Here is a 21,148-nt window from a genome sequence, read left to right as displayed (position 1 = left end):
CATGAAAGTCATCGTTCTCGGCGCCGGTATCGTCGGCGTCACATCGGCCTACAAGCTTGCCAAGGCCGGCCATGAGGTCACGGTCGTCGATCGCCAGCCCGGCCCGGCGCTGGAGACGAGCTTTGCCAATGCCGGCGAGATATCTTTCGGCTATTGCTCGCCCTGGGCTGCACCGGGCATCCCGATGAAGGCGATGAAATGGCTGTTCATGGAACATGCGCCGCTGATCCTGCGTCCCAAGATCGATGCGGCCATGATCTCATGGATGCTGAAGATGCTCTCCAACTGCACCTCAAAACGCTATGCCATCAACAAGAGCCGCATGCTGCGGCTGGCGGATTATAGCCGCATCTCGCTTGCCGCATTGCGTGAGGAAACCGGCATTGCCTATGACGAACGCATGCAGGGCACGCTACAGCTCTTCCGAACAGAAGCCCAGCTCGATGCCTCTGCCAAGGACGTTAAGGCATTGGCTGCCGACGGCATTCCCTACGAAGTGCTTGATCCAAAAGGCTGCATCCGTGTCGAGCCGGCCCTGACGCATGTGCGAGAGAAGATCGTCGGAGGTCTCCTCACCCCGAAGGATGAGACGGGCGATTGCTTCAAATTTTCGAACGCCTTGGCAAAGGAAGCCGCGGTGCTGGGCGTGCGCTTCAACTACGGCAGCATCATCCGCGGCCTCGATGTCGAGGGCGGCCGTGTCCGCGGGGTCATCACTGCCCATGGCAGGCTGGAGGCCGATGCGGTAGTCGTGGCGCTCGGCAGTTTCTCTCCACTTCTGGTACGGCCTCATGGCATCCGCCTGCCAGTTTATCCGGTCAAGGGCTATTCGCTGACCATTCCGATCACCGACGAGGCGCGCGCGCCGGTCTCAACGGTCATGGACGAAACATTCAAAATTGCCATTACTCGACTCGGCGACCGGATCCGCGTTGGTGGCATGGCCGAGATCTCCGGCTATACCAACGATCTCGGCGAGCCCCGCCGTCTGACGTTGCAGCACTCCGTTACAGATCTTTTCCCCGGTGGCGACGTTTCTAAGGCAAGTTTCTGGTCGGGCCTTCGCCCCATGACTCCAGATGGGACGCCAGTAATCGGGGGAACCAAGATCGCCGGCCTCTACCTTAATACCGGTCACGGTACGCTCGGCTGGACAATGAGCTCGGGTTCGGCCCGCGTTGTAGCAGACTTGGTCTCAGGTCGAACACCAGAAATTGACGCGACCGATCTCGCGATTGCTCGCTACGCTTGAACGTAAACAGGAGAACATTCAATGCTAGAAGAGATCAACACAACCGATGCACCAGGCGCTGTCGGACCGTTTTCGCAGGCAATCAAAGTCGGCAACCTGCTATTCGTTTCGGGTCAATTGCCGATTGACCCGGCGACGGGCGAGTTCAATTCCGACGATGCCATTGCTCAGGCCGAACAGTGCCTGAAGAACCTTGGCGCGATAGCCGCCGCGGCCGGAACCACGCTTGCCAACACGGTCAAGACGACCGTGCTCCTTACAGACCTCGCTCAATTCGCCGAGATCAACAAGGTTTACGCCGGCTTCTTCGCAAAACCCTATCCCGCTCGAGCCTGCTACGAGGTGAAAGCCCTGCCGAAGGGGGCGAAGGTAGAGATTGAAGCAGTCATAGCGCTCGGTTGAGCGATACCGAGGCCATCCCACGGGGGTTGGCCTCGGTTCAACACGTTAGTCTTTAAACGCGGGTGGCGACCCTTTGGCCTGCAGTAGATGCCGGGTCATTGCTGCCGCAGCGCGTTTTTGATCGCCAGCATCCAGTGCATCAAGGATCTCGATGTGCTCCGCGCACGAGGCGTTTAGGCGGCCTGTATCGATCAGCGAAGCGTATTCCAACAGTCGACGAAGCTTGTTCTGTTGCGCCACCGCTTGAATAACGAAGGGGTTCCTAGAGCATTCCGCAATGAACTGGTGAAATTCTTCGTCCAGTCGAAACAGCTCCGGCAGGTCGCGGGTCTGAGAGTTGAGAACGCGCTCATGGCGGCTGCGAATGGACGCAGCACCGACCTTGTCATAGTGGAAAGATGATTGAAGGATTGCGCCCGGCTCCACAAGCAGGCGGAAATCGTAGCTCGCGTCGTTCGAGTCTTGCGAATTCAACGTAGGTTCGAACTGCCACCCATATCCAGGCGAGCGGACGATCACTCCTTCTTCGGACAGGAGTTCCAGTACACGAGATTTTTTGCCGAGGCCGTAGCGCGAACGGAAATAGCTTTCCGATACTTCGCGGGGAATTTGTCCCTCGAACCAGTCTCGCGCGATTTGTTCTTTGATCTGCTCTTCGTCTTCCTGAGGCAGGGAGGCAAGCATCTGCTCGGCCACTTCAGGGGTAGCCTTGACATAAAGCCCCCGGCCCCAGCCCCGTTCCGCCGCGCCGAGCTCGGTCACCTTGGCAAGAGCTGCGCGTAGCGGGGTACGAGACACGCCAAACACCTGCGAGAGCTCTATCTCCCGCAGGTGTGCGCCAGTTTCGAAGGCCCCATCCACGATCTTCGTCAGCAATTGCCGTACAAGCCTGAGCTGAAGGTCCGTTTTAGAGTCCACCCAATATCCTATCTCAAAAAATGCGCGCTGACCTTACGAGTCCTTGTGCTCCGGTATGCTGAAGCGCTCGGGATCGTTGAACCGCCGCAGGACGTTGGAGGTCATGCGAGCGATTTCGTTATCATAACTATTCCACGCCATCGAGCCTGCCCATGCAATAGACCCGGTAGAGAACACAGCACCTCCTCCAGCGGTTTCGAAGAACGTCAGATCAGCGCGAATGATGTCGGCCTGTGTACCCGACCAGTCAGGAGTAGGATCCAACAGGTCTTCAGGTGTCATCAGGTAGATGTCGGTGTGACGTGTTGATGACGCGAGCACAAGCGCGTGGTCTGGGGTACCCTGGGATTGATCTGCTCGATCAACCTCCAATCCCGCAGCACCTCCACCTGCCAGACCAAAATCACCGATTTTGGCATCTGCCGACACACCGTCGAATATAAATGAAACGCGGGGATCCTTGGCTGCGGGGGCAAGATAGTAGGGTTCGCATATATCGAAGCCTTGGGATGTCATCCCCACGCCGCAAAGATGATTTGGCGGACGACCGTTGCGTCGCCAAAGTCCCCCATATTCGCCGGTGAAAGCATGATAGAACTGGCCATGCCCCGGCTCCCAGGGGCGAATTCCTGCCTCCGATCGACGGCACTCCATAATCCCCGGCATGTCCTCGTTGAAGCTCACAACCCAATAGAAGCCGTTTCCGCCAAGATACATCAAGCGGCCGCCTCGATCGGTAAAGCCTTGCAGCGCCTCGATCATATTCCGGGTATAGTATTCCGGATGCGTCCCAGTGATCACGACGTTGTACTGACCGAGCAGGCGCATCCCTTCCTCATGGACATCCTCGTCGGTGATCACGTCATAGTCCTGATCAATGGCATCCAGCCACCCCAGGATGTGGGTATCAGCATTGAACTGCCAAACGTTCGAGCCAAAACCGCCCAGGAACGATTTTACCTTGGGCTGCAGGTCGACGATGGGCCGCAAGCGAGAGCTATGGAAGACGCCGCTCTCGTCGTCGTGGGTTTCGTAGACAGAGAACCCGATACCCGGATTGGATTGAAGGAACATGTGGTGCCGATCCAGCTCCACCACCCTCCCCATCCCTATCTCAGTTCCCGGTACGTCCATCGCAAGCCGATGGTTGGCATAAGCAAGGTAGCTGCATGTCGGGAACAGGAACGCGACGGTGTTTCGAGACGGCTTCCCCCGAGGCGGCCGTAGGGCAAATACGCAATAATATGCCGCTTCTTCGTCCCCATCAGGGACCAATCGCACAGCGTATACGCCGCTCTTCAGGTCGTCGGGGAGCGAAACGGTGAAGTCAACGTCCCATCCGGCGTCATAAAAGTCCGTGGAGTGGAAATGAATGGCGGAATAGAGATCGGGACGCTTTTTCCAGTCGAGATCCTGCCCCTTCCAAAGCCATCCGGTCATCGCCCGAGCCGGCGCGTTATGGATACGCCCATGGAGCTGATAAGGGGATATGTCGCAGATCGTTTGGGTTGTCATCTTGACGGAGAAGTCCCACGCAGCGAGCAGCGAACGCATCCGGGCAAGCTGAGAGAAGTCGGCCAGCAGCCGTCGGAGAGCGTCATGTGATATTTCCGCGCCAAAGATTGCTGGTCGATCGATTTTTCCATCAAAGAACTGAGCAGGCCGGCCATCCGAACCTCTGGAAGCCGCGATGACGACTTCCTTCGCGTCGCACCGGAGACCTGCAACCTTAGCCGTTTGAACCAGAGGCTTCACATCTTCGCTCGCGGCCTCGTTATCCTTCGAAACCGCGAATGTCAGCGATCCGGTTTCGGTTGAGAAGGACAATGAGACGACATGCCACGCACCAGTATTGACCGGCTGTTTGACTTCGAGGCGATGGCCGTGAGCCTCCGCGACGAAGTGCTCGCCATCAATCCCGATGCGCGCGAATCCTGGCAATGAAATGATGGAACGTTCGCGTTCGTCGACGAGTGTGGGTCGAACCACTGCAGCGATCGTGAAATCGGAAAGACCAGACAGCACCCGTTGAGCAGGAACGATTACGCATGATCCAGGAAAGAAGCGTTTTTCCACGGCCTTTCGAGCGCCACCAAGATCCAGATCGATCCGTTCATCTTTGTATCCAGGTCCTTCCGGATTGGTGTCACCCTGGATTATCCGGCGCAAGTCAGCGCGATATTCACGCGCGCCAAAGGAACTCGCCATGACGGATAGGGTTTCACCCGCGGCAACACTGAGTTTGTCGGTGTAAGCAACAATCGGCAACATGTTTGACTTCCAGTTCAATTTAGGCAGCATTTTGCAGAGCAAGGTTCAGGTCGTTGCCGGTCAAATCCTGCCAACGACGACGAAAGATATCGCGTTCCGCGTCCAGCAGATCGGTGTAGACGACACCTTCAACGATTTCGATTTCGGACCCGCGCTTACGCGGCATCTTTCCCAACAGCCAGCGACCGTGCCGCTCCTGCGTGACGAGCACGTACTTGCACGCCCAATCGGCGCCTCGCATTCGGTTGAGCACACGCTGCAATCCGGGACTATGATATCCGACAGGATCGGCGAGAAATTCTCGAGCGAACTGCAGGTCGCTTTGGTCTAGTTGGTATCTGCTCATCAGGCACTCCAAGAAAGAGGTCGGGGTGCGCCATCCGCACCCCGACGGTTTCGAGTAAGAAATCAGTTCGTCTTGATGCGGTCCCAAGCGCGGGTGTAGACTCGCAGATCCTTGCCGAGGTCCTCGAAAATCTGAAGCTTTGCGCGGACCTCAGGAGAAGGATTGATCGACGGGTTCGTCTTGAGATTATCCGGCAGCAGCGAGACCGCGGCCGTGTTCACAACGCCGTTCGTGAGACGCTCGGAGTTCTTTGCAGCGTTCTCCGGACGCATGAGAAATTGCATGAACAGCTCTGCATTCTCGGAGTTCGGAGCCCCTTCCAGAAGGCACACGTCCTCCTGATACATCGTCGCTCCTTCCTCTGGGATGACAAAGCCCAATAGGTCCGGGTTCTGGAGGACGTTGAGAACACCACCAACATAGTAGTGGCCCGCGGCAATGTCGCCGGAAGTCACCAACGGGATTACGTCGTAACGGAACGCACCGATGTTCGGCTTCTGCTGCATGATGAAGGCCTCGGCCTTCTCGATTTCCTCAGGATTGCGTGAGTTTACCGACGAACCCGTCATGATTAGGCCGACTCCCAGCGTTTCTCGCAGATCGTCGAGCATCGTCACTTTGCCCGGATTGGCCTTGGCGTAGTCAAAGAACTGCCGCCAGGATTTCAAATCGGGAATGAGCTTCTTGTTATAGAGGATGCCCACGGCTCCCCAGGCATACGGGAGGCAATAGTCTCCTTGAGGATCCTCATGCGAGCGTAAAGCTGCCTTGTCGATATTTTCCCAGCCAGGCATCTGGTTCGGATGTGCTGCCTGCAGCAACCCGAGCTTTTGCATAATGTCATGCATGTGCACCGATGGCCAAACGAGGTCGTAGCCAGATGCACCGGCCTGAATGCGAGCAAGCATTTCTTCATTGGTGGAATAGGTGTCGAGCGTTACGTCGACCTTGTATTCCTTGCTGAATGCGTCGATCAGCTCCGGATTGATGTAGTCGCCCCAGTTGTAGAGACTAAGTTTCCCATCTGCCGAGGCCATCTGGGTTGTCAGCAGAAGGATCGATGCCACGCCTGCAAGTCGAGTCAGCATTCTCTTCATTTCAGGTACTCCCCTTTTTTTGCTTGTTAAGACTTCCGGTTGCGCAGCAGCAGGCCAACTGTCGCCACGACGAACGAGAACACGAGAATGAGAACGGCCAGAGCGGTAATCTGAGGTCGCAACCCCCTCCGCATCATGGCGAGGATGAAAAGTGGCAGTGTCTGCGAGCCAACGCCTGCGATGAAGTAGGTGATCACCACGTCGTCGAGTGAGATGATGAAGGCGAGCAAGAAGCCGCCCACCACGCCCGGCATGATCTGCGGAAGCGTTACGCGGCGAAAAGTTGTGAACGGACCAGCGCCCAGGTCGGCGGATGCCTGCTCCAAGGTTGTGTCCATCCCTGCAAGCCGAGCAGAAACGACAACGAACACATAGCTGGACAAGAATGTCACGTGGCCGATGATGATCGTCAGAAGACCGAGTTCGAAGCCTACGCCCACAAAAAACACGAGGAGCGCGATACCCAAAACGATGTCGGGAATGAGTATCGGAAGCAGAAGAAGCGTTTGGTAAAAACGCTTTCCGAAGAACTTGTAGCGCGCCAGGGCGATTGCTGTTGCCGTTCCAATTACGGTAGCGATGGTCGCAGCCGAAACCGCCACGAGAAAGCTGTTCTTGACGACCTCGAATATCCGTTGCGGAGACTCGCTGAATGCCGAGTCAAACGTTGTTTCAACAGCAGCACCACCGAAGATCGTCCGGTACCAGTCGAACGTGAAGCCCGTCCAGACGGCGATGTTGATCGGGTTTGCGTTAAAGGAATAGAGCACGATCAACGCAAGCGGCATGTAGAGGAAGGCTAGGAACAGGAAGCCGTAGATATTGAAGACGCTTGGGAAGATTTTGAAAGACGACAGGATTCTATTCATCACGCCGCACCCCTTGCTTGAGCACGAGAGCTTCGAACAACTTGGAACATGACCACGAGCACGACAGAGGCCATGATAAGCAGCGCCAGTGCAGCGCCGAACGGCCAGTCACGTGATTGCAGGAAAGAACGTTCGATGAGGTTACCGGTCATCTGGACCTTTGAACCTCCGAGGAACGACGGCACAATGAAATTTCCAAGCGCCGGTATGAAGACGATGATCGATCCACCAGCGATGCCGGGAAGGGTCAGCGGTAGGATGACGCGGAGGAATGTCTGTAGGGGTGTTGCTCCGAGATCCTGGGAAGCCCGTACCAACGAGTAGTCCAATTTTTCGACATTCGCGTAGATGGGTAGAAACATGAACGGCGTGAAAATGTAGACCATGCCGACAATGACCGCGAAGCTCGAGAAAAGCATGTCAAGCGGCTGCGCCACGAGACCAATGCTTTGGAGAGCCATGTTGATGAAGCCGGTAGGCCTCAGGAGCAGAAGCCACGCGTAAATTCGCACGAGAAGGTTGGCGAAGAACGGCAATGTGATCAAGAAAAGCACGAAACTCTTGCGCCGTTCGCTCATACGGCTGACCCAGAATGCAGCGGGGTAACAGATCAAGAGCGAAAAGATGACGGTCAGAGAAGCAATCTTGAGAGAGCTCAGGAATATCGAGAGGTAAATTGGCTCAAAGGTCTCGTAGTCGTTGAGCGGCCAGCCGATTATTCTCCCGTAGTTATAGGGGTACCAGGTCCATTCGACACCGCCGTAGAGTCCAGGCTCAAGGAAGCTGTAAACCACCATGATCCCGAGCGGGATTAGAAAGAAGGCGCCGAGAAGGATCGTGATCGGCGACAGCAGCAAGAGTAGCGCTTGCGTCTTTCTTGATTGAACGGTTTTTCCAGTGATCATCTCAGCCTCGCTCGGCTGCAATCAAATGCGCGGAAGACGGCGAGTAGGCGATGCGCACATTCGCTCCAGCTTCGATCGCGTTCCGTATGCCCGCCCGATCGTGGTGGTGATGAACGATCGCCGTCCTCCCAAAGCCTACGTCGACATGGACATGGATGACGGATCCGACAAAGATAACGTCCTTAACTTGCCCCTCTAGGGTGCCTGCCCCTTCGAATTCGCCGGTATCAACCAGACGGAGATGCTCTGGGCGAAGAACCATCTTCACCGCACTGCCGTTTGCGAAGTCGCGTCCACTCGCAATCAACCTCCGTCCATTGGCGGTCTCGATCGTGACCAAGCCGCGAGCTGCATCGTTCTCCACGATGCGCCCGCTGAATAGATTTGAGGTTCCAACGAAGTTCGCAACGAATTCGTTTGCTGGGGTGTCGTAAACGTCGTTAGGCGAGCCAAGCTGCTGTACCTTGCCGTGCGATAAAACGGCGATACGATCGGACATCGCCAAAGCTTCTTCCTGATCGTGCGTAACGAAGATGAACGTGATACCCACGGAGTTCTGAAGGTTCTTCAACTCAATCTGCATCGTCTCTCGCATCTTGCGATCCAGAGCGGAGAGTGGCTCGTCGAGGAGCAGAACGCGGGGCTTCAAGACCAGCGAACGTGCAAGTGCAACACGCTGTTGCTGACCTCCGGAAAGCTGCGAAGGCTTTCGGCCGCCGTAGCCAGCCAGGCCGACCATTTCCAGTGCCTCGCCAACGCGGCGGTCACGTTCGGCCTTCTTCACGCCGGCAACGTCGAGACCATAGGCGATGTTCTGCGAGACGTTCATGTGGGGAAACAAGGCGTAGTTCTGGAAGACGGTGTTGAATGGACGACGGTGCGCCGGAACGGCCTTCAGGCTGCGCCCCTCAAGAATGAGGTCGCCTCCATCCAAGTCTTCAAAACCGGCGATGGTTTTCAGCAGCGTAGTCTTCCCGCAACCCGATGGTCCGAGGAGTGTCAAGAATTCGTTGCTCCTGACATTGATCGTAATGTCGTCGAGCGCGCGCACCAGCGTTCCCTCAGGCGTTTGGTACGCCTTGTGAGCTGAGGCTATCTGTAAGAAGCCCATAATTTTCCTCTGGAGAATTTTGTCGTTGTTTTTATGGAGCTAAAAAAACATACTTTCGAAGTTCTCACAAACAGATTTTTCAGTTTGCGGGAAGAAAGTGATTTGATGTCCTTGCGGATCAGAGGAGTGCACAAATGATAAGCAAACGGGCTCGAAATTTAGGCTGGAAGCTGAGAGGCACGCCAGGCGAGAACAACGCGATCACGGATGTGGGCGGCGTGCTTGTTGGCAGCGAGACACTGAGTGAGTCCGAAGGTGTCATCCGAACTGGCGTGACAACAATCCTACCCCTCGGCTACAGCACCGAGGCGCGTCTTGTCTGCGCCGGGATTCACTCCCTCAACGGAAATGGAGAGATGACCGGATCCCACTGGATCCGGGATGCCGGTCATTTCCTGGGCCCAATCTGCATCACCAACACCCATAGCGTCGGCATCGCCCATCACGCAGCCGTCAAATGGATGATCCGTCATTATAAACAAGCGTTCGCCGACCAGCATCTTTGGGCCATGCCCGTCATCGCAGAAACCTACGACGGCGTTCTCAACGACATCAACGGCCAGCACATCCGCGAGGAGCATGTACTTCAGGCGTTGAATAACGCCAGAGACGGGGCCGTTGCGGAAGGTAACACCGGTGGCGGGACGGGGATGATCTGCTACGAGTTCAAGGGCGGAACCGGCACCTCGTCGCGCAAGGTGGATATCGCAGGACGGAGCTATACTTTTGGCGTTCTCGTCCAAGCAAACCACGGAAGACGCGATTGGCTCACGATCCTCGGCGAACCGGTTGGAATGGAGCTTAGAGACAATCGACTCTTCGACCGCGAGCGGGGATCCATTATCGTAATCATCGCGACCGACGCGCCGCTTCGTCCCGATCAACTAAACCGGCTGGCCAGACGCGCAGGGATTGGCATCAGCAAGACAGGAACTCCCGGCGGAAACAATTCGGGCGATATTTTTCTCGCATTCAGTACCGCCAACAATCGGCCACTCCCCCAGGTGGATGAAGCACTTCAACGCAGCGAGCATCTCAATGACGAAGTTTTAGACGCGGCATACGAGGCTGTCGTCGATGCCACTGACGAATCCATCCTGAACGCGATGCTGGCGGCGCAGGACATGACCACGCTCAAGCCTCCGGGACATATATGCAAAGCGCTTGACGCAGAATCTGTGACCCAGATTCTGCGTCGCGCTGGCAAGGTGTACGATTCCCCGTCCTGATCAGAGGATTTCGAAGTAACGCCGAAGTTCCCAGTCGGTGACCGCACGGGCGAACTGACGCGCTTCAAACGAGCGAGAATCCGCGAAATGGCGCACGAACGCCTCACCAAACAGTTCTTTGGCCCCCTCTGAGCCACCAAACAACACCGCAGCGGTCTCCAGATTGCTGGGGAGGCGGCGGTTTTCTGGAACGTTCTGGGCATAGGCGTTTCCGGTCGAGATCGCCCCCGGATCAATCTTCCGCTCTACACCAAGCAGGCCCGAGCCAATAGCTGCAGCCATCGAGAGGTAGGGGTTAACGTCTGAACCCGGAACACGATACTCCAGGCGCTGGGAGCGCGTCGAGCCAGGGATGACGCGGATACCCACCGTTCTGTTGTCGATACCCCACGTCGCTGCCGTCGGAGCCCAATATCCCGGTGTTAGTCGCGAATAGCTGTTGATGTTGGGAGCGACAAGAGCTGCGAATTCACGCAAGTACGCGAGTTGTCCGCCAAGGAAGTAGCGCATCGTATCGCTCATGCCGTGCTCGCCCGCGGGATCGTGGAACAGCGGTTTACCGTCCAGTGACCAGACCGACATGTGGGTATGTCCACTCTGGCCGGAAAGCGTCTCGTTCCACTTCGCCATAAACGTCGCCATCAGGCCACGATTCTGAGCGAGGATTTTCATGAAGGCTTTGAAGATCGATGCCTTGTCAGCCATCGCCAAAGCACCATCGACTGCGATCGCAGTTTCAACGACACCCGGCCCCGTCTCTGCATGCAGCCCCTCGAGTTCGATGCCAATGGAATCGAACGTGTCGAGGATTTCCTGGTAGAGCCCTTCCTGCACAAGCGAACGAAGCACCGAGTAGCTGAAGCTTCCCGGTGAAAGGGTCTGGAGTCCGCGAAAAGCCTTCTCCTCGAGGGATTCCGGCGTTTCTTTAAACATGAAGAACTCAAATTCCATCGCGGCCTTGATGGAAAAGCCCATATCAGCCGCGCGCTTCAAGACACGACGCAGCACTCCCCTAGGGCAGATGGCTTCGGCCGCCCCCGAGAATTCACTTGCGAAGAAAACCGTATCATTTTGAAAAGGTAGGATCATTCCGCTTTCAGGGATGATACGCAGGTTTGCATCAGGAAAACCCGTGTGCCAGCCGGTGTACTCACAATTATCGTAGAGTGTGTCGGCAACATCCCAGCCAAGCAATGCGTTGCAAAAGCCGTAACCGTCGTCGAGGGCTGACAGGAATTTGTCGCGAGCGATGAACTTTCCTCGTAGCACACCATCAATGTCGAACACTCCGACTTTGACGTGTTTAGGATTTGTTTCGCGAATGTATGATCTTACGCTCTCGATAGTATCGAGATTCAATTTCTGACCCGGCATCCCGGAGCCTCCCAACGATTGATGCACGCACAGCCTCCCCGGCAGACAATGCCGCCAGGAAGGACGTTCAATGGATTCGCGAAGCGATTAGAGGCCTACGTCGGCGAAGACTTCCGCCATGGTCTCGCGCAAAATGTCGAACATCTCGTCGATCTGCGCTTCGGTAATGATGAAGGGAGGTCCGAGAACAATCGCCTGACCGAGAGGCCGGCAAATCAGCCCCTTCTGGAGCGCCTTATTAGCAATGCGCTCGGAGACCTGAAGTTTGCCGTCCAATGGCGCCTTCGTCTTCTTGTCAGCGACAAGCTCGACGGCCCCCATCAGTCCAACACCGCGAGCCTCTCCCGCATACTTGTGTTCGGCAAGGCTGTTGAGACCAGCAAGGAAACGGGTGCTTACACGCCGCACGTTTTCAAGAAGTCCTTCGGTCTCGAGGATGTCGAGCGCCTTCAGAGCGACAGCACTTCCCAACGGGTTTCCACCGGCCGTAAACCCATGAGGGAACTCTTCGGCTTCTTCCGAGACGCGTGTCAACGCGTCGCAGAGATCGGGACCGAGAATAACCGCGCCCATCGGGAAGTAACCGGCGGTGATGCACTTGGATGCTACGATTGCGTCGGGCTGCACGTCGTATTTCACGCTGCCCCACATTTCACCGGTTCGGCCGAAGCCGGTGATCACTTCGTCGGCGATCAGCGGAATGCCGTACTTGCGCAGGATCGGCCGGATTGCTTGGAAATAACCCTCCGAAGGCGGAATTACACCACCGGCACCTTGCACTGGCTCACAGAACATACCTGCGATAGTGTCCGCACCTTCCTTGATGATCAGTTCTTCAAGGTTTCGAGCCAGGCGCTGTGAGAACTCTAGCTCGCTTTCACCCGGCTTCGCGAAACGCCAGTAGTGCGGGCAGTCCGCATGAAGGAAGCCCGGCAGTGGAAGGCCAAACTCAGCGTTATAGGCCTTCCCCGTCATAGACGCGGTGGCAACCGTCACGCCGTGATAGGCGTTGACACGCGTGATAATCTTTCGGCGCTGCGGTTGCCCATTTCGGCGATGGAGCATCCAAAGCATCTTGACTACGGTGTCGTTCGCTTCGGATCCGGAGTTTGTATAGTAGACTTTCCCGCGCTCGAACGGGGAGAGTTTAACAAGCTTCTCAGACAGAGCGACCGTCGTATCGGCGACACGGCCGAAGAAGGCGTGGTATCCGGGGAAGCGACGCGCCTGCTCGCAGATCGCTTCGATCAATCCCGGATGATTGAAGCCAGCGACATTGTTCCAAAGGCCGGAGTTTGCGTCCATGTAGCTTTTGCCATGAACGTCAAAGACATGAATTCCTTCGCCATGGGTGAGTACGACCGGGCCGTTTTTGTTGAGCGTTTCGAGGTCCGTGAAACCATGGAAAACGCTCTCCATGTCACGCTGCTCCCAGGAGTTTCCTACGTGTTTGTTCATTTTAGGTCTCACATTGTTTTTTGAGGTCCGAAAGAACATTCCCACGCTTGCAGGATTTGGTCAACCACCAGCCAAGGCTCAAAAATCATTTTTTTTGAGCAGGCAAAGAACAATTTTTCCGCAAATTCGGCACAAATGCGCGAATTTTCGATGCAATAAATCAAAACAGAAATTCTAAAGGAATCTCATTCAAGTTACTTGAATACGAATCCCTTTATGTTTACTGATGGCATCGGGAGAGAGCGGATCAACCAGAAGTCCGCCGTCCTCGAGGGGTTCAAATTCAATCGAATTTTTAACCGACCGTTGGTCGGGGTGCCCTCTCGTGTGCTTTTTCCAACCAGAGGGAACTCAACGTGACAATACACAGACGCGAATTCCTTAAAGCAGCATCCATCGGCGCAGCAGCAATCTCGTTGCCCGGCCTCGCCGGCCGCGCTTTTGCGGCATCAGGCCGATCAAATATACCGCATTCCTATCGCAATATCGGAGAAGATGCGGCGAGCATCCTTTGGGTCTGCACACCACCAACGTTCTAAATTATGAGAGGCACGCGCGAAGCCCTTAGTCGTGTTTCTGGGGCATTAACAAATCCAACGGGTTCATTCGATGTGCCGGGATATGCAAACGGCACTTCATAAGAATAGCCGATCCGGATCGGCTCCTTATTGGCGATACGGTTGGAAAGTTCCCCGGCGGTGGCTGAAAATGCCACCGAAGCAGCTAACAGCCCGAGTGTGGCGATTCGACCGAACTGGACAAGTACGTTTCTCATTTTATGTTCCCTTTTTTGGTTTGGCGCTTCCGGCAGCGAGCCGCGAAGAACTTTCGAATCCGTGATAGCGGCGGTGGCTTCCTCCTCCACCGCCGCAACCCAGATCAGATGAGCCGTGCTCGAAGCTGCGAAAGCATTTCCACGCAGTTTCTCAGCTGATCAATCTCAATGAATTCATTCGGTTTGTGAGCCTGTTCGATAGAGCCGGGTCCACAGATGACTGCTGACATTCCCGCCTCCTGGAAAAGCCCGGCTTCAGTGCCGAAGGCAACGACATCGGCGCCGTTTGCACCCGTAACCTTGTAAACTATTTCCCGAGCTTCGGACTGGGCGACGACCTGAAGGCCTTCAATCTCACCTACAACCACCGTTTCGGCGGACGCGAAGGCTGAAACTGCCTTCATTTGCGGCAACAGCTCACGGTCAAAGAAGGCGTCGAGGCTCTTCTTTACCAGAGTTGCATCAGACGGCTGTACCGGGCGCATTTCCCATTCGACTGAGCATGTGCCAGCGATAATATTCCTGCCGGCTCCACCTGAAATTTTTCCGACCTGGATAGTAGACCACGGAGGATCGAACCGGCCGTCCTGGGGCGCCCGGGCTTTCAGCTTTTCGCCGAGTTCCACTAGGTGATTTATGAACTTTGACGCATATTGGATAGCGTTGACACCGAGATCCGGTTGAGAACCGTGGCCTTCAAGACCTATGAAATTCGTCGTATATTCATAGCATCCTTTGTGACCCTCGATGACACGCATCTGCGTAGGTTCACCGATAATCGCTACCGATGGCTTGATGTTACGTCGCGCGAGCTCTTCCATCAGCGCCTTCGCACCAAAGCATCCGACTTCCTCATCATATGTGAATGCAAGATGCAGAGGACGGACTAGGCTTTGGGTCGACACCTCACGCGCCATAGCCATGGAACACGCCAGAAACCCCTTCATGTCGCAGGTTCCGCGCCCGTAAAGTCGCCCATCTTTTTCAAACATTTTGAAGGGGTCGCTGACCCAGTCCTGACCTTCAACGGGAACAACATCTGTATGGCCAGACAGGACAATTCCGCCATCACCTTCCGGACCAATCGTCGCGAACAAATTCGCCTTTTCACCGCATTCGCTTGGCTGAAGGAAGACGCGAGCACCGATTTGCTCCAAATAATCGACCACATAGTCAACCAGTGCGACATTTGAATCGGATGAAATGGTTGGAAATGCGATGAGCTTATCCAGTATCGCTCTGGCTTCCTCAAAGGTATTTGCAGACATGTTATCCTCCAAAAGGCGTCTCTGCCGCGGCGAGATGTAGACAGTCGCTCCAATCCCCACGTATGGCCGAGCATAAGATGAACGGGCATAACTAGGGCGCCGCGAGGCGCCCCAAGCCTCAATTCTTGACCATCAGTTTGCGTGGAACATTTGCCAGGCATTCCATCCCGTTTTCCGTAATCAGGATGGTCTCAGTCATTTCGAAACCCCAGTCTTCCATCCACAGGCCGGTCATAAAGTGGAATGTCATTCCGGGTTTCAGTTCGGTTTTCTCACCACGCCGCAAGCTGATGGTATGTTCACCCCAATCCGGCGGATAGGCCAAACCAACCGAGTAGCCCACGCGATTTTCCTTTTTGATGCCATATCGCTCGAGCACGTCGCAAAACGCGATTGCGATATCTTCACAGGTGTTACCCGGCTTTGCGATCGCCAGACCCGCATCCATGCCTTCGAGAGTGATTTTCTCCGCGTCCAGAAATATCTGGTCTGGCTTACCAAGGTATACGGTTCGCGACATTGGAACGTGATAACGGCGATAAACACCTGCAATTTCGAAGAATGTACCCTCGTTGTTGCGCATTGGCTTGTCATCCCAAGTGAGATGGCAGGCAGCCGCATCAGCACCGGAGGGTAGGAGGGGCACGAGCGCAGGGTAATCACCGCCGAATTCCGGCGTTCCACGAATTGCCGCATCGTAAATCTCAGCGGTCAGATCGCACTTGCGCATACCCGGTTCAATTTTTTCGTAGATGCGCTTGTGCATCAACTCAATGATGCGGCCAGCATTGCGCATATAGGCGATTTCCGCCGGACTTTTGATTACGCGTTGCCAGTTCACCAGCACCGTTGCGTCAACGAATTTGGCATTTGGAAGGCCGGCTGCGAGACATTCATACGCAGCTGCTGAAAACCAGTATGCGTCCTTTTCTACGCCAATGAAACCGTTGTCGAGGCGGCGGTCCACCAGTAGTTTGGCGAGCAACTCCATGGGATGACGGTCCGGGGAGTGTACATAGTGGTCAGGGTAACCGACGATGTTTTCGGCGCCAATATATGCTGTCCGATGCGCTCCCGGCTCATCGATACCCCGGCCGAACCAAATGGGTTGACCTTCCGGCGGAACCACGACTGCCTGATGGACGTAGAACGACCAGCCATCATAACCCGTGAGCCACGCCATGTTGGCCGGGTCACTAATTACAAGCGTATCAATACCTTTGGCCTGCATCCCGGCGCGTGTTTTCGGAAGCCGTTCAGCGTATTCTTCCAGACTGAAATTGAGCGTGCTCGTTCCCATTGTTGACCTTTTCTTCTTCAGTGATCGCACCGAATTGAAATGTACGATCACCTGCTGAGGAGGCGGGGTCAAATGCCGATTATAGAAACGAGCCATCTCAATGGGAGATAGCCGGTAATCCCCCTGCCAAACAGAGCCCGCAGGCAATGCCAATCCAGTACCGTGAGGTACAGAAAGCGCTCATTTTAGTGGCCATGTTGCAGGACGTGCTACAAAAAAGTTTGTTGAGTGGTGATTTAAACGGAGCCTTTGTCACCCTTTCCGCTTATCGCGCTCCAGCTAAGAGCGCGCCTGGCTCCACACCAAGTGCTTCAGCTATCTGGCCTAGTACCGTGACTGTGGCGGATTTCTTGCTTCTCTCCACGTCGCCAATATAACGAGCACTTACGCCCGACAGCTCGGCTAATTCTTCTTGCGTCAAATTTTTCTCATGGCGGATCCGACGCAGATTAATGGCCATGACCTCTTTGAGATCCATGCCATCAGCGAAACCTCAACAGGAACAATGGTTCTAGGAACTATAGTTCCGATTCGTGGATGGACGTGATAATACAGTGATCGTAAAACGCATTTGTCCTGAGTCGTTACGCCCACGCGGGGTGTTCTCTCCGCCTAAATCGTTTAGACTCTCCGAAATTGGATGATCACGGGGAAGATTTCATGAAAAGCGGCTCGCCCGCAGATCGCGAGAAAGTCGGGTCAGCATCCTACTGTTCGATGTCCATCGCAGAACTTGAAACTATCGCCGTTAACGCGATCCGCGAGCACCGAAAACTTCTCGCGGCCGATCAAGAGGTGTACGAAGAGTGGCTCCGGGCGAGCGAGGATCCCACAACGTCAGTTCAGATCCTTCAAACCTTGCAGAACGAACATATGGTCCGGCAGGAAAGGTCGCAGGCTCAGCAGTGCGAGCTGGCTCGAATTTTGGAGGCATTGGGATTTGTCCCCACACTGCCCGAGGATAGTGGGAGCGACTTAAATTAGCTTGCGGTCCTTGGCCAACCCGACCAATTGCGGCAACGTTTTGGCGTCGAACTTGTCCCGCGCGCTATCAAGGTAGTGCTGTACGGTCCTGGCGTTGATTCCCGTCAAAACCGCCGTTTCATGGGTGGTTTTTCCTTTGGCAGCCCAGACAGTGCACATCAATTCGCGTGGCGACAGAATTCGTTTTGGATTGAGTGCTGTCGATGCCCCTATCAGCTTCAGCCGGTAGTGAACGGCCAACACGATCTGTACGGCGCTTTTGGTATCCAGGAGGGATGCGATATCGACTTTCTGCTCTGGCGACGAAAACGTTAGCATGATTGCCGAGCCGAAGGTGCCATCGACAGGCAGCGTGACACCGGAGCGAATGCCATGGTCGACCGCTTCATCGCGGAAGCGGCGAAGCGGCGTCGACCCGCGTGCCGGCCAATCGTCCGCGGTCCAGGAGAACACGTCGCGGCGATGCCTGGCCTCCCAAACGACGGGATCGATGCTGGCATATTGGCTGCTAAGGTAAATTTCCTCCCATGGCTCTGGGTAGGTATTGAACGTCTTGATCTCGGAGCCTTCCGTCTGCAGGTAGGCAAAGCGGTCGTAGCCGCAAGACTGCGCGAAGCTTTTGAGAGCGCCTTTGACCATCTGTTCGTCTTGCGCCGCATCAAGCATATCAAGGAGTGAGCGAATAACTCCGTCCACGGACATGTTCTCCTATCTTCTGACCCGGCTGTGCGATCCTCGTATCGCATTTGCTTCAGCGGCGCTGCGCGCACGGTCCTGACGACTTCGAGCCGGTGGGACATCGGAGGTGGAACGCGAACCTTGCATTCCACCTGTTCGAACACGGCAACCTTGGGTGCGTAAAACCGACGACGCAGTCCCCCGTTCCGTGTACTGTAGGAGTACCGGCAAAAATTCACTTTTCAAGTCGGACGCGACCAAAAAGATGAGAAAAAGCGAAAAGAAATTGCAAACTTAATGCTTGCTGTACACAGGTCGGGGCACTGCCGCTTTGCCGTGGCTAGTTCGATTTATACGGCGAAGGAAAGATAATGTCCTGATCGACCAGCACGTTGAACTTGTAGCCGGGACGGATGCGGATCGTCGGCTGGACGTTCAGATTCTTCGAAATCGTTTGCTCCGCCGCCCGCCCAAACGAGTCCGCGAAGTTGCGCCGCGCCGCGTCAGACGCCGTGTCCTGCGTTGCAAGTGTCGAGCTCTCCGGGATCGACATGTCGATGCCCGTGCCGATCAGGGCGACCAGTGCAGCTGATCCAAATGTACGCCACAAGTGTCGATCGACCTTGTCCTTGAACCCGCCATAGCCTTCAGCATCCGTGCCGGCCATTCCGCCGATCTGCAGCGTGGCGCCATTGGGGAAGATCAAGTCGGTCCAGATGACAAGCACCCTCTCCTGCCCGAACGAGACTTTGGAATCGTAACGTCCGAACAGTTTTGCACCTTGCGGGATCAGCAGGCGGTATCCTGTCGCGCTGTCATAGACATTCTGGGTGATCTGGGCGGTGATCCTGCCGGGAAGATCGGAATTGAGGCCAGTGATCAGGGCCGCCGGGATGACCGAACCACGTTTCAGCTCGTAAGGCGACAGCTGCGGTACGACTTGGTTCGGCAGATAGCCGAGATCTTTGATGTCCTGATTGAAAAAATCCTCCTTTGTCCCCTGCCGGTTCGGATCGACATTCTGGCCCATCAAACCGGATTTCATGGCGGCGGCGTAAAGGTCGGATGCGCTGCTGGCGTTCGCGTTTGCCGTCTGATGGTCCGTTGATCTGTCGGATGCGCTGCTGGCGACGTCGGAGACATCAACCTTTAGCGGAGAATCCAACGCCGTGGCGCGTGCCTGAAGCCGGGCCATCCGCTGGCGCTGGGCCTCACGCAGGAACTGCTCGTCCTGTTCGCGTTTCAAACGCGCCCGCCATTCCTCTTCCGATTCCAGCTGTGCCCGCCGATCGCGGCGCTCTTCCACCTGCCGCTCCATCACCGGCTCGTGCCGTTCCTCTTCCTGGCGAACGATTGGCGTCGGCTGGAAAATCTCCTGCCGCTCCGGCTCACCGATGATCCCGTCGGAAACGCCGCGCTTCAGCTGATCGCCGAAACTTGTCGCCGGCGTGCTTGAACCGTTGTCGAGGTCGATGCCGCGACTGAAGCTCAGCCCTCGCCAGGAGAGGCCGACAACCACGACGCCGAGGAACAGCACGATGACGATGATGGCAATGGCGATCGGAAGGCGATTGAGGCGCCGCATGCCCTGTTGATCGTCGCCGGTGGTGGTGCCGAGTTGGAGGGACTGAACCATGCCTGTTCGCCTTTTTCAGTTGAGCTTCATCACAGAGAGCGGGCTTGCCGGCGTCGCGCCGGCAGCAGTCGCGCTATAGGCGCGTCCGAGCGCGACCGATGGTGTGCTCAATCGTGCCAGGACCTGGCCGTCGAAGCTGTCGATCGACCAGGCGATCTCGACAGGCTTCTGGTCCTTGCCGACCTTGCCATCGGAAATCACGGTGTAGCCCCAGCCCTTGAGCGCCGCATCGAGGGCCGCGGCATAGTCGGAACTGTCCTTGTCGATTTTGACCACGGTGGTTCCGGCCGGCCCGATCTGCTCGGCGAGCCGGCTCGTCATGTCGCCGGCGATCGCACCCGCGGTCGCACCGGTGACCGCGACCGGAGTCGAACTGGTGGCGAGTGTGTCGTCGGTGGATTGGCAAGCGGTCAGAAGGGAGAGTGCTGCGAGTGTGGGAAGGAGCCTGCGCATGATCAGCCTCCCCGCCTGATGGTGATCTTCTGCTGGCGCCAGCCGACGCCCGAGACAAGGACGGCCTTGTCGACCGCGTAGTCGACGATCATCATGTCGTTCTTCATGCGGTAGTTGACGATGCGGTTCTGGCCGCCGGAGACGACGAACAGGACCGGGGCGTCCTGGCCGGAGATCGACTTCGGGAACTGGATGTAGGTCTTTTCGCCATCGGAATAGACGCGCTTCGGCCGCCAAGCGGCACTTCCGCTGACGGAATAGGAAAAGTTCAGCCTGTCGGGTGCTGCACCCGGGATGCCGCCAGTTTCCAGCCGCGCGTTGATATCGGCGAGCTTCGTCGATGCATCCTCCGGATATTCGAAGCCGACCCGGGCCATATACTGGCTCGGATGGGACTTGAGCTGGATGTGATAGGTGCGGCGCGACGTCGTGACCACCATCGAGGTCACCAGTCCCGCTTCCGACGGCTTAACGATCAGGTGGATGGCCTGCCCGCCTGTTGCGCCCGATGTCGCCGGCTCGACCTTCCAGCGCACCGTGTCACCGACCAGGACATCGCGAACGATCTCGCCGCCCTGAAGCTCTATATCGCAGACTTGCAGCGGCGAGCAGACAACGGAGGGCTGGGTTTCGCCAAACAGGAAGATGACTTTGCCATCCGGACCCTTCGTCACCAGCCCCGCCGTGCCGCGCCACTTCCTTGAAATGTTGGTCCCCTTCACCTCATTCGAGGTCATGCTTTGAGCCCACGTGCTGCTGGCAAGGACGAGTCCAGCCAAGCAGCCAATGGCCGCGATCAATACAGTCTTGTGCATAGAGATA

Annotated in this window: 21 protein-coding genes; 4 read left to right on the top strand and 17 right to left on the bottom strand. The window is 56.2% G+C overall.

The window, feature by feature from the left end; translation table 11 throughout:
* Position 1: 1 nt before the first annotated feature.
* The gene (locus tag GB927_RS21845; RefSeq protein ID WP_256119323.1) at positions 2-1,252 is read left to right on the top strand and encodes a D-amino acid dehydrogenase; all 1,251 of its coding nucleotides are present in this window, start codon (positions 2-4) and stop codon (positions 1,250-1,252) included.
* A gap of 21 nt (positions 1,253-1,273) precedes the next feature.
* A complete protein-coding gene (locus GB927_RS21840; RefSeq protein ID WP_256119322.1) occupies positions 1,274-1,654 on the top strand; it encodes a Rid family detoxifying hydrolase in 381 nt (126 codons plus the stop codon).
* A 45-nt stretch (positions 1,655-1,699) separates the two neighbouring features.
* Here the strand turns inward: GB927_RS21840 and GB927_RS21835 are convergent, their stop codons facing one another.
* The 7 genes from GB927_RS21835 to GB927_RS21805 all read right to left on the bottom strand — a co-directional run bounded on the left by GB927_RS21835 (position 1,700) and on the right by GB927_RS21805 (position 9,111).
* Positions 1,700-2,572: a GntR family transcriptional regulator gene (locus GB927_RS21835; RefSeq protein ID WP_256119321.1), complete on the bottom strand. Its 873-nt coding sequence runs from the start codon at positions 2,570-2,572 to the stop codon at positions 1,700-1,702.
* Positions 2,573-2,605: 33 nt separating this feature from the next.
* Entirely contained in the window at positions 2,606-4,843 is a 2,238-nt protein-coding gene (locus GB927_RS21830; RefSeq protein ID WP_256119320.1) for a N,N-dimethylformamidase beta subunit family domain-containing protein, read from the bottom strand.
* 19 nt (positions 4,844-4,862) lie between these two features.
* Positions 4,863-5,189: a N,N-dimethylformamidase alpha subunit family protein gene (locus GB927_RS21825; protein WP_256119319.1), complete on the bottom strand. Its 327-nt coding sequence runs from the start codon at positions 5,187-5,189 to the stop codon at positions 4,863-4,865.
* 62 nt (positions 5,190-5,251) lie between these two features.
* Entirely contained in the window at positions 5,252-6,286 is a 1,035-nt protein-coding gene (locus tag GB927_RS21820; protein ID WP_256119318.1) for an ABC transporter substrate-binding protein, read from the bottom strand.
* A 26-nt stretch (positions 6,287-6,312) separates the two neighbouring features.
* Positions 6,313-7,155 (bottom strand): ABC transporter permease, encoded by an 843-nt coding sequence (locus GB927_RS21815; protein WP_256119317.1) that lies wholly within the window; start codon positions 7,153-7,155, stop codon positions 6,313-6,315.
* Entirely contained in the window at positions 7,155-8,060 is a 906-nt protein-coding gene (locus tag GB927_RS21810; RefSeq protein ID WP_256119316.1) for an ABC transporter permease, read from the bottom strand. The genes GB927_RS21815 and GB927_RS21810 overlap by 1 nt, the downstream gene beginning before the upstream one ends.
* A 1-nt stretch (position 8,061) precedes the next feature.
* Positions 8,062-9,111, bottom strand: coding sequence for an ABC transporter ATP-binding protein (locus GB927_RS21805; protein ID WP_256119315.1), 1,050 nt, complete (start codon positions 9,109-9,111; stop codon positions 8,062-8,064).
* A 194-nt stretch (positions 9,112-9,305) separates the two neighbouring features.
* On the opposite strand from GB927_RS21805, the gene GB927_RS21800 reads away from it, so the two are divergent.
* Positions 9,306-10,400, top strand: coding sequence for a DmpA family aminopeptidase (locus GB927_RS21800; protein ID WP_256119314.1), 1,095 nt, complete (start codon positions 9,306-9,308; stop codon positions 10,398-10,400).
* Here the strand turns inward: GB927_RS21800 and GB927_RS21795 are convergent, their stop codons facing one another.
* The 6 genes from GB927_RS21795 to GB927_RS21770 all read right to left on the bottom strand — a co-directional run bounded on the left by GB927_RS21795 (position 10,401) and on the right by GB927_RS21770 (position 17,053).
* Entirely contained in the window at positions 10,401-11,774 is a 1,374-nt protein-coding gene (locus GB927_RS21795) for a glutamine synthetase family protein (protein WP_256119313.1), read from the bottom strand.
* Between the two features lie 87 nt (positions 11,775-11,861).
* Positions 11,862-13,232 carry an aminotransferase family protein gene (locus tag GB927_RS21790; RefSeq protein ID WP_256119312.1) on the bottom strand — a complete coding sequence of 457 codons (1,371 nt, stop codon included), beginning with the start codon at positions 13,230-13,232 and terminating at the stop codon, positions 11,862-11,864.
* Positions 13,233-13,767: 535 nt separating this feature from the next.
* Entirely contained in the window at positions 13,768-14,097 is a 330-nt protein-coding gene (locus tag GB927_RS21785; RefSeq protein WP_256119311.1) for a hypothetical protein, read from the bottom strand.
* 14 nt (positions 14,098-14,111) lie between these two features.
* The gene (gene argE, locus GB927_RS21780; protein ID WP_256119310.1) at positions 14,112-15,275 is read right to left on the bottom strand and encodes an acetylornithine deacetylase; all 1,164 of its coding nucleotides are present in this window, start codon (positions 15,273-15,275) and stop codon (positions 14,112-14,114) included.
* 118 nt (positions 15,276-15,393) lie between these two features.
* Positions 15,394-16,575 (bottom strand): ectoine hydrolase DoeA, encoded by a 1,182-nt coding sequence (gene doeA / locus GB927_RS21775; RefSeq protein WP_256119309.1) that lies wholly within the window; start codon positions 16,573-16,575, stop codon positions 15,394-15,396.
* A gap of 265 nt (positions 16,576-16,840) precedes the next feature.
* A complete protein-coding gene (locus GB927_RS21770; RefSeq protein WP_256119308.1) occupies positions 16,841-17,053 on the bottom strand; it encodes a helix-turn-helix domain-containing protein in 213 nt (70 codons plus the stop codon).
* Between the two features lie 182 nt (positions 17,054-17,235).
* Between GB927_RS21770 and GB927_RS21765 the strand changes: the two genes are divergently transcribed.
* Positions 17,236-17,559: a transcriptional repressor TraM gene (locus tag GB927_RS21765; RefSeq protein WP_256119307.1), complete on the top strand. Its 324-nt coding sequence runs from the start codon at positions 17,236-17,238 to the stop codon at positions 17,557-17,559.
* On the opposite strand, the gene GB927_RS21760 is transcribed toward GB927_RS21765, so the two are convergent.
* From GB927_RS21760 to trbG, 4 genes are all read right to left on the bottom strand, one after another.
* Entirely contained in the window at positions 17,551-18,255 is a 705-nt protein-coding gene (locus tag GB927_RS21760; RefSeq protein WP_256119306.1) for an autoinducer binding domain-containing protein, read from the bottom strand. The genes GB927_RS21765 and GB927_RS21760 overlap by 9 nt on opposite strands.
* A 322-nt stretch (positions 18,256-18,577) precedes the next feature.
* Positions 18,578-19,873 carry an IncP-type conjugal transfer protein TrbI gene (trbI, locus tag GB927_RS21755; protein ID WP_256119305.1) on the bottom strand — a complete coding sequence of 432 codons (1,296 nt, stop codon included), beginning with the start codon at positions 19,871-19,873 and terminating at the stop codon, positions 18,578-18,580.
* Between the two features lie 15 nt (positions 19,874-19,888).
* Entirely contained in the window at positions 19,889-20,326 is a 438-nt protein-coding gene (gene trbH, locus GB927_RS21750) for a conjugal transfer protein TrbH (RefSeq protein ID WP_256119304.1), read from the bottom strand.
* A 2-nt stretch (positions 20,327-20,328) separates the two neighbouring features.
* Entirely contained in the window at positions 20,329-21,141 is an 813-nt protein-coding gene (trbG, locus tag GB927_RS21745; RefSeq protein ID WP_256119303.1) for a P-type conjugative transfer protein TrbG, read from the bottom strand.
* Positions 21,142-21,148 lie beyond the last annotated feature (7 nt).

Origin of the sequence: Shinella lacus, from assembly GCF_010994755.1 — a bacterium.
GTDB lineage: Bacteria > Pseudomonadota > Alphaproteobacteria > Rhizobiales > Rhizobiaceae > Shinella > Shinella lacus.
This window is presented reverse-complemented; position numbering and strand designations above follow the sequence as displayed.

Bases quoted from the DNA above. Each gene is read 5' to 3' on its own strand.
- GB927_RS21845 (WP_256119323.1), top strand. From the start codon at position 2: ATGAAAGTCATCGTTCTCGGCGCCGGTATCGTCGGCGTCACATCGGCC.
- GB927_RS21840 (WP_256119322.1), top strand. From the start codon at position 1,274: ATGCTAGAAGAGATCAACACAACCGATGCACCAGGCGCTGTCGGACCG.
- GB927_RS21830 (WP_256119320.1), bottom strand. From the start codon at position 4,843: ATGTTGCCGATTGTTGCTTACACCGACAAACTCAGTGTTGCCGCGGGT.
- GB927_RS21825 (WP_256119319.1), bottom strand. From the start codon at position 5,189: ATGAGCAGATACCAACTAGACCAAAGCGACCTGCAGTTCGCTCGAGAA.
- GB927_RS21820 (WP_256119318.1), bottom strand. From the start codon at position 6,286: ATGAAGAGAATGCTGACTCGACTTGCAGGCGTGGCATCGATCCTTCTG.
- GB927_RS21815 (WP_256119317.1), bottom strand. From the start codon at position 7,155: ATGAATAGAATCCTGTCGTCTTTCAAAATCTTCCCAAGCGTCTTCAAT.
- GB927_RS21810 (WP_256119316.1), bottom strand. From the start codon at position 8,060: ATGATCACTGGAAAAACCGTTCAATCAAGAAAGACGCAAGCGCTACTC.
- GB927_RS21800 (WP_256119314.1), top strand. From the start codon at position 9,306: ATGATAAGCAAACGGGCTCGAAATTTAGGCTGGAAGCTGAGAGGCACG.
- GB927_RS21795 (WP_256119313.1), bottom strand. From the start codon at position 11,774: ATGCCGGGTCAGAAATTGAATCTCGATACTATCGAGAGCGTAAGATCA.
- GB927_RS21790 (WP_256119312.1), bottom strand. From the start codon at position 13,232: ATGAACAAACACGTAGGAAACTCCTGGGAGCAGCGTGACATGGAGAGC.
- argE (WP_256119310.1), bottom strand. From the start codon at position 15,275: ATGTCTGCAAATACCTTTGAGGAAGCCAGAGCGATACTGGATAAGCTC.
- doeA (WP_256119309.1), bottom strand. From the start codon at position 16,575: ATGGGAACGAGCACGCTCAATTTCAGTCTGGAAGAATACGCTGAACGG.
- GB927_RS21770 (WP_256119308.1), bottom strand. From the start codon at position 17,053: ATGGATCTCAAAGAGGTCATGGCCATTAATCTGCGTCGGATCCGCCAT.
- GB927_RS21765 (WP_256119307.1), top strand. From the start codon at position 17,236: ATGAAAAGCGGCTCGCCCGCAGATCGCGAGAAAGTCGGGTCAGCATCC.
- trbI (WP_256119305.1), bottom strand. From the start codon at position 19,873: ATGGTTCAGTCCCTCCAACTCGGCACCACCACCGGCGACGATCAACAG.
- trbH (WP_256119304.1), bottom strand. From the start codon at position 20,326: ATGCGCAGGCTCCTTCCCACACTCGCAGCACTCTCCCTTCTGACCGCT.
- trbG (WP_256119303.1), bottom strand. From the start codon at position 21,141: ATGCACAAGACTGTATTGATCGCGGCCATTGGCTGCTTGGCTGGACTC.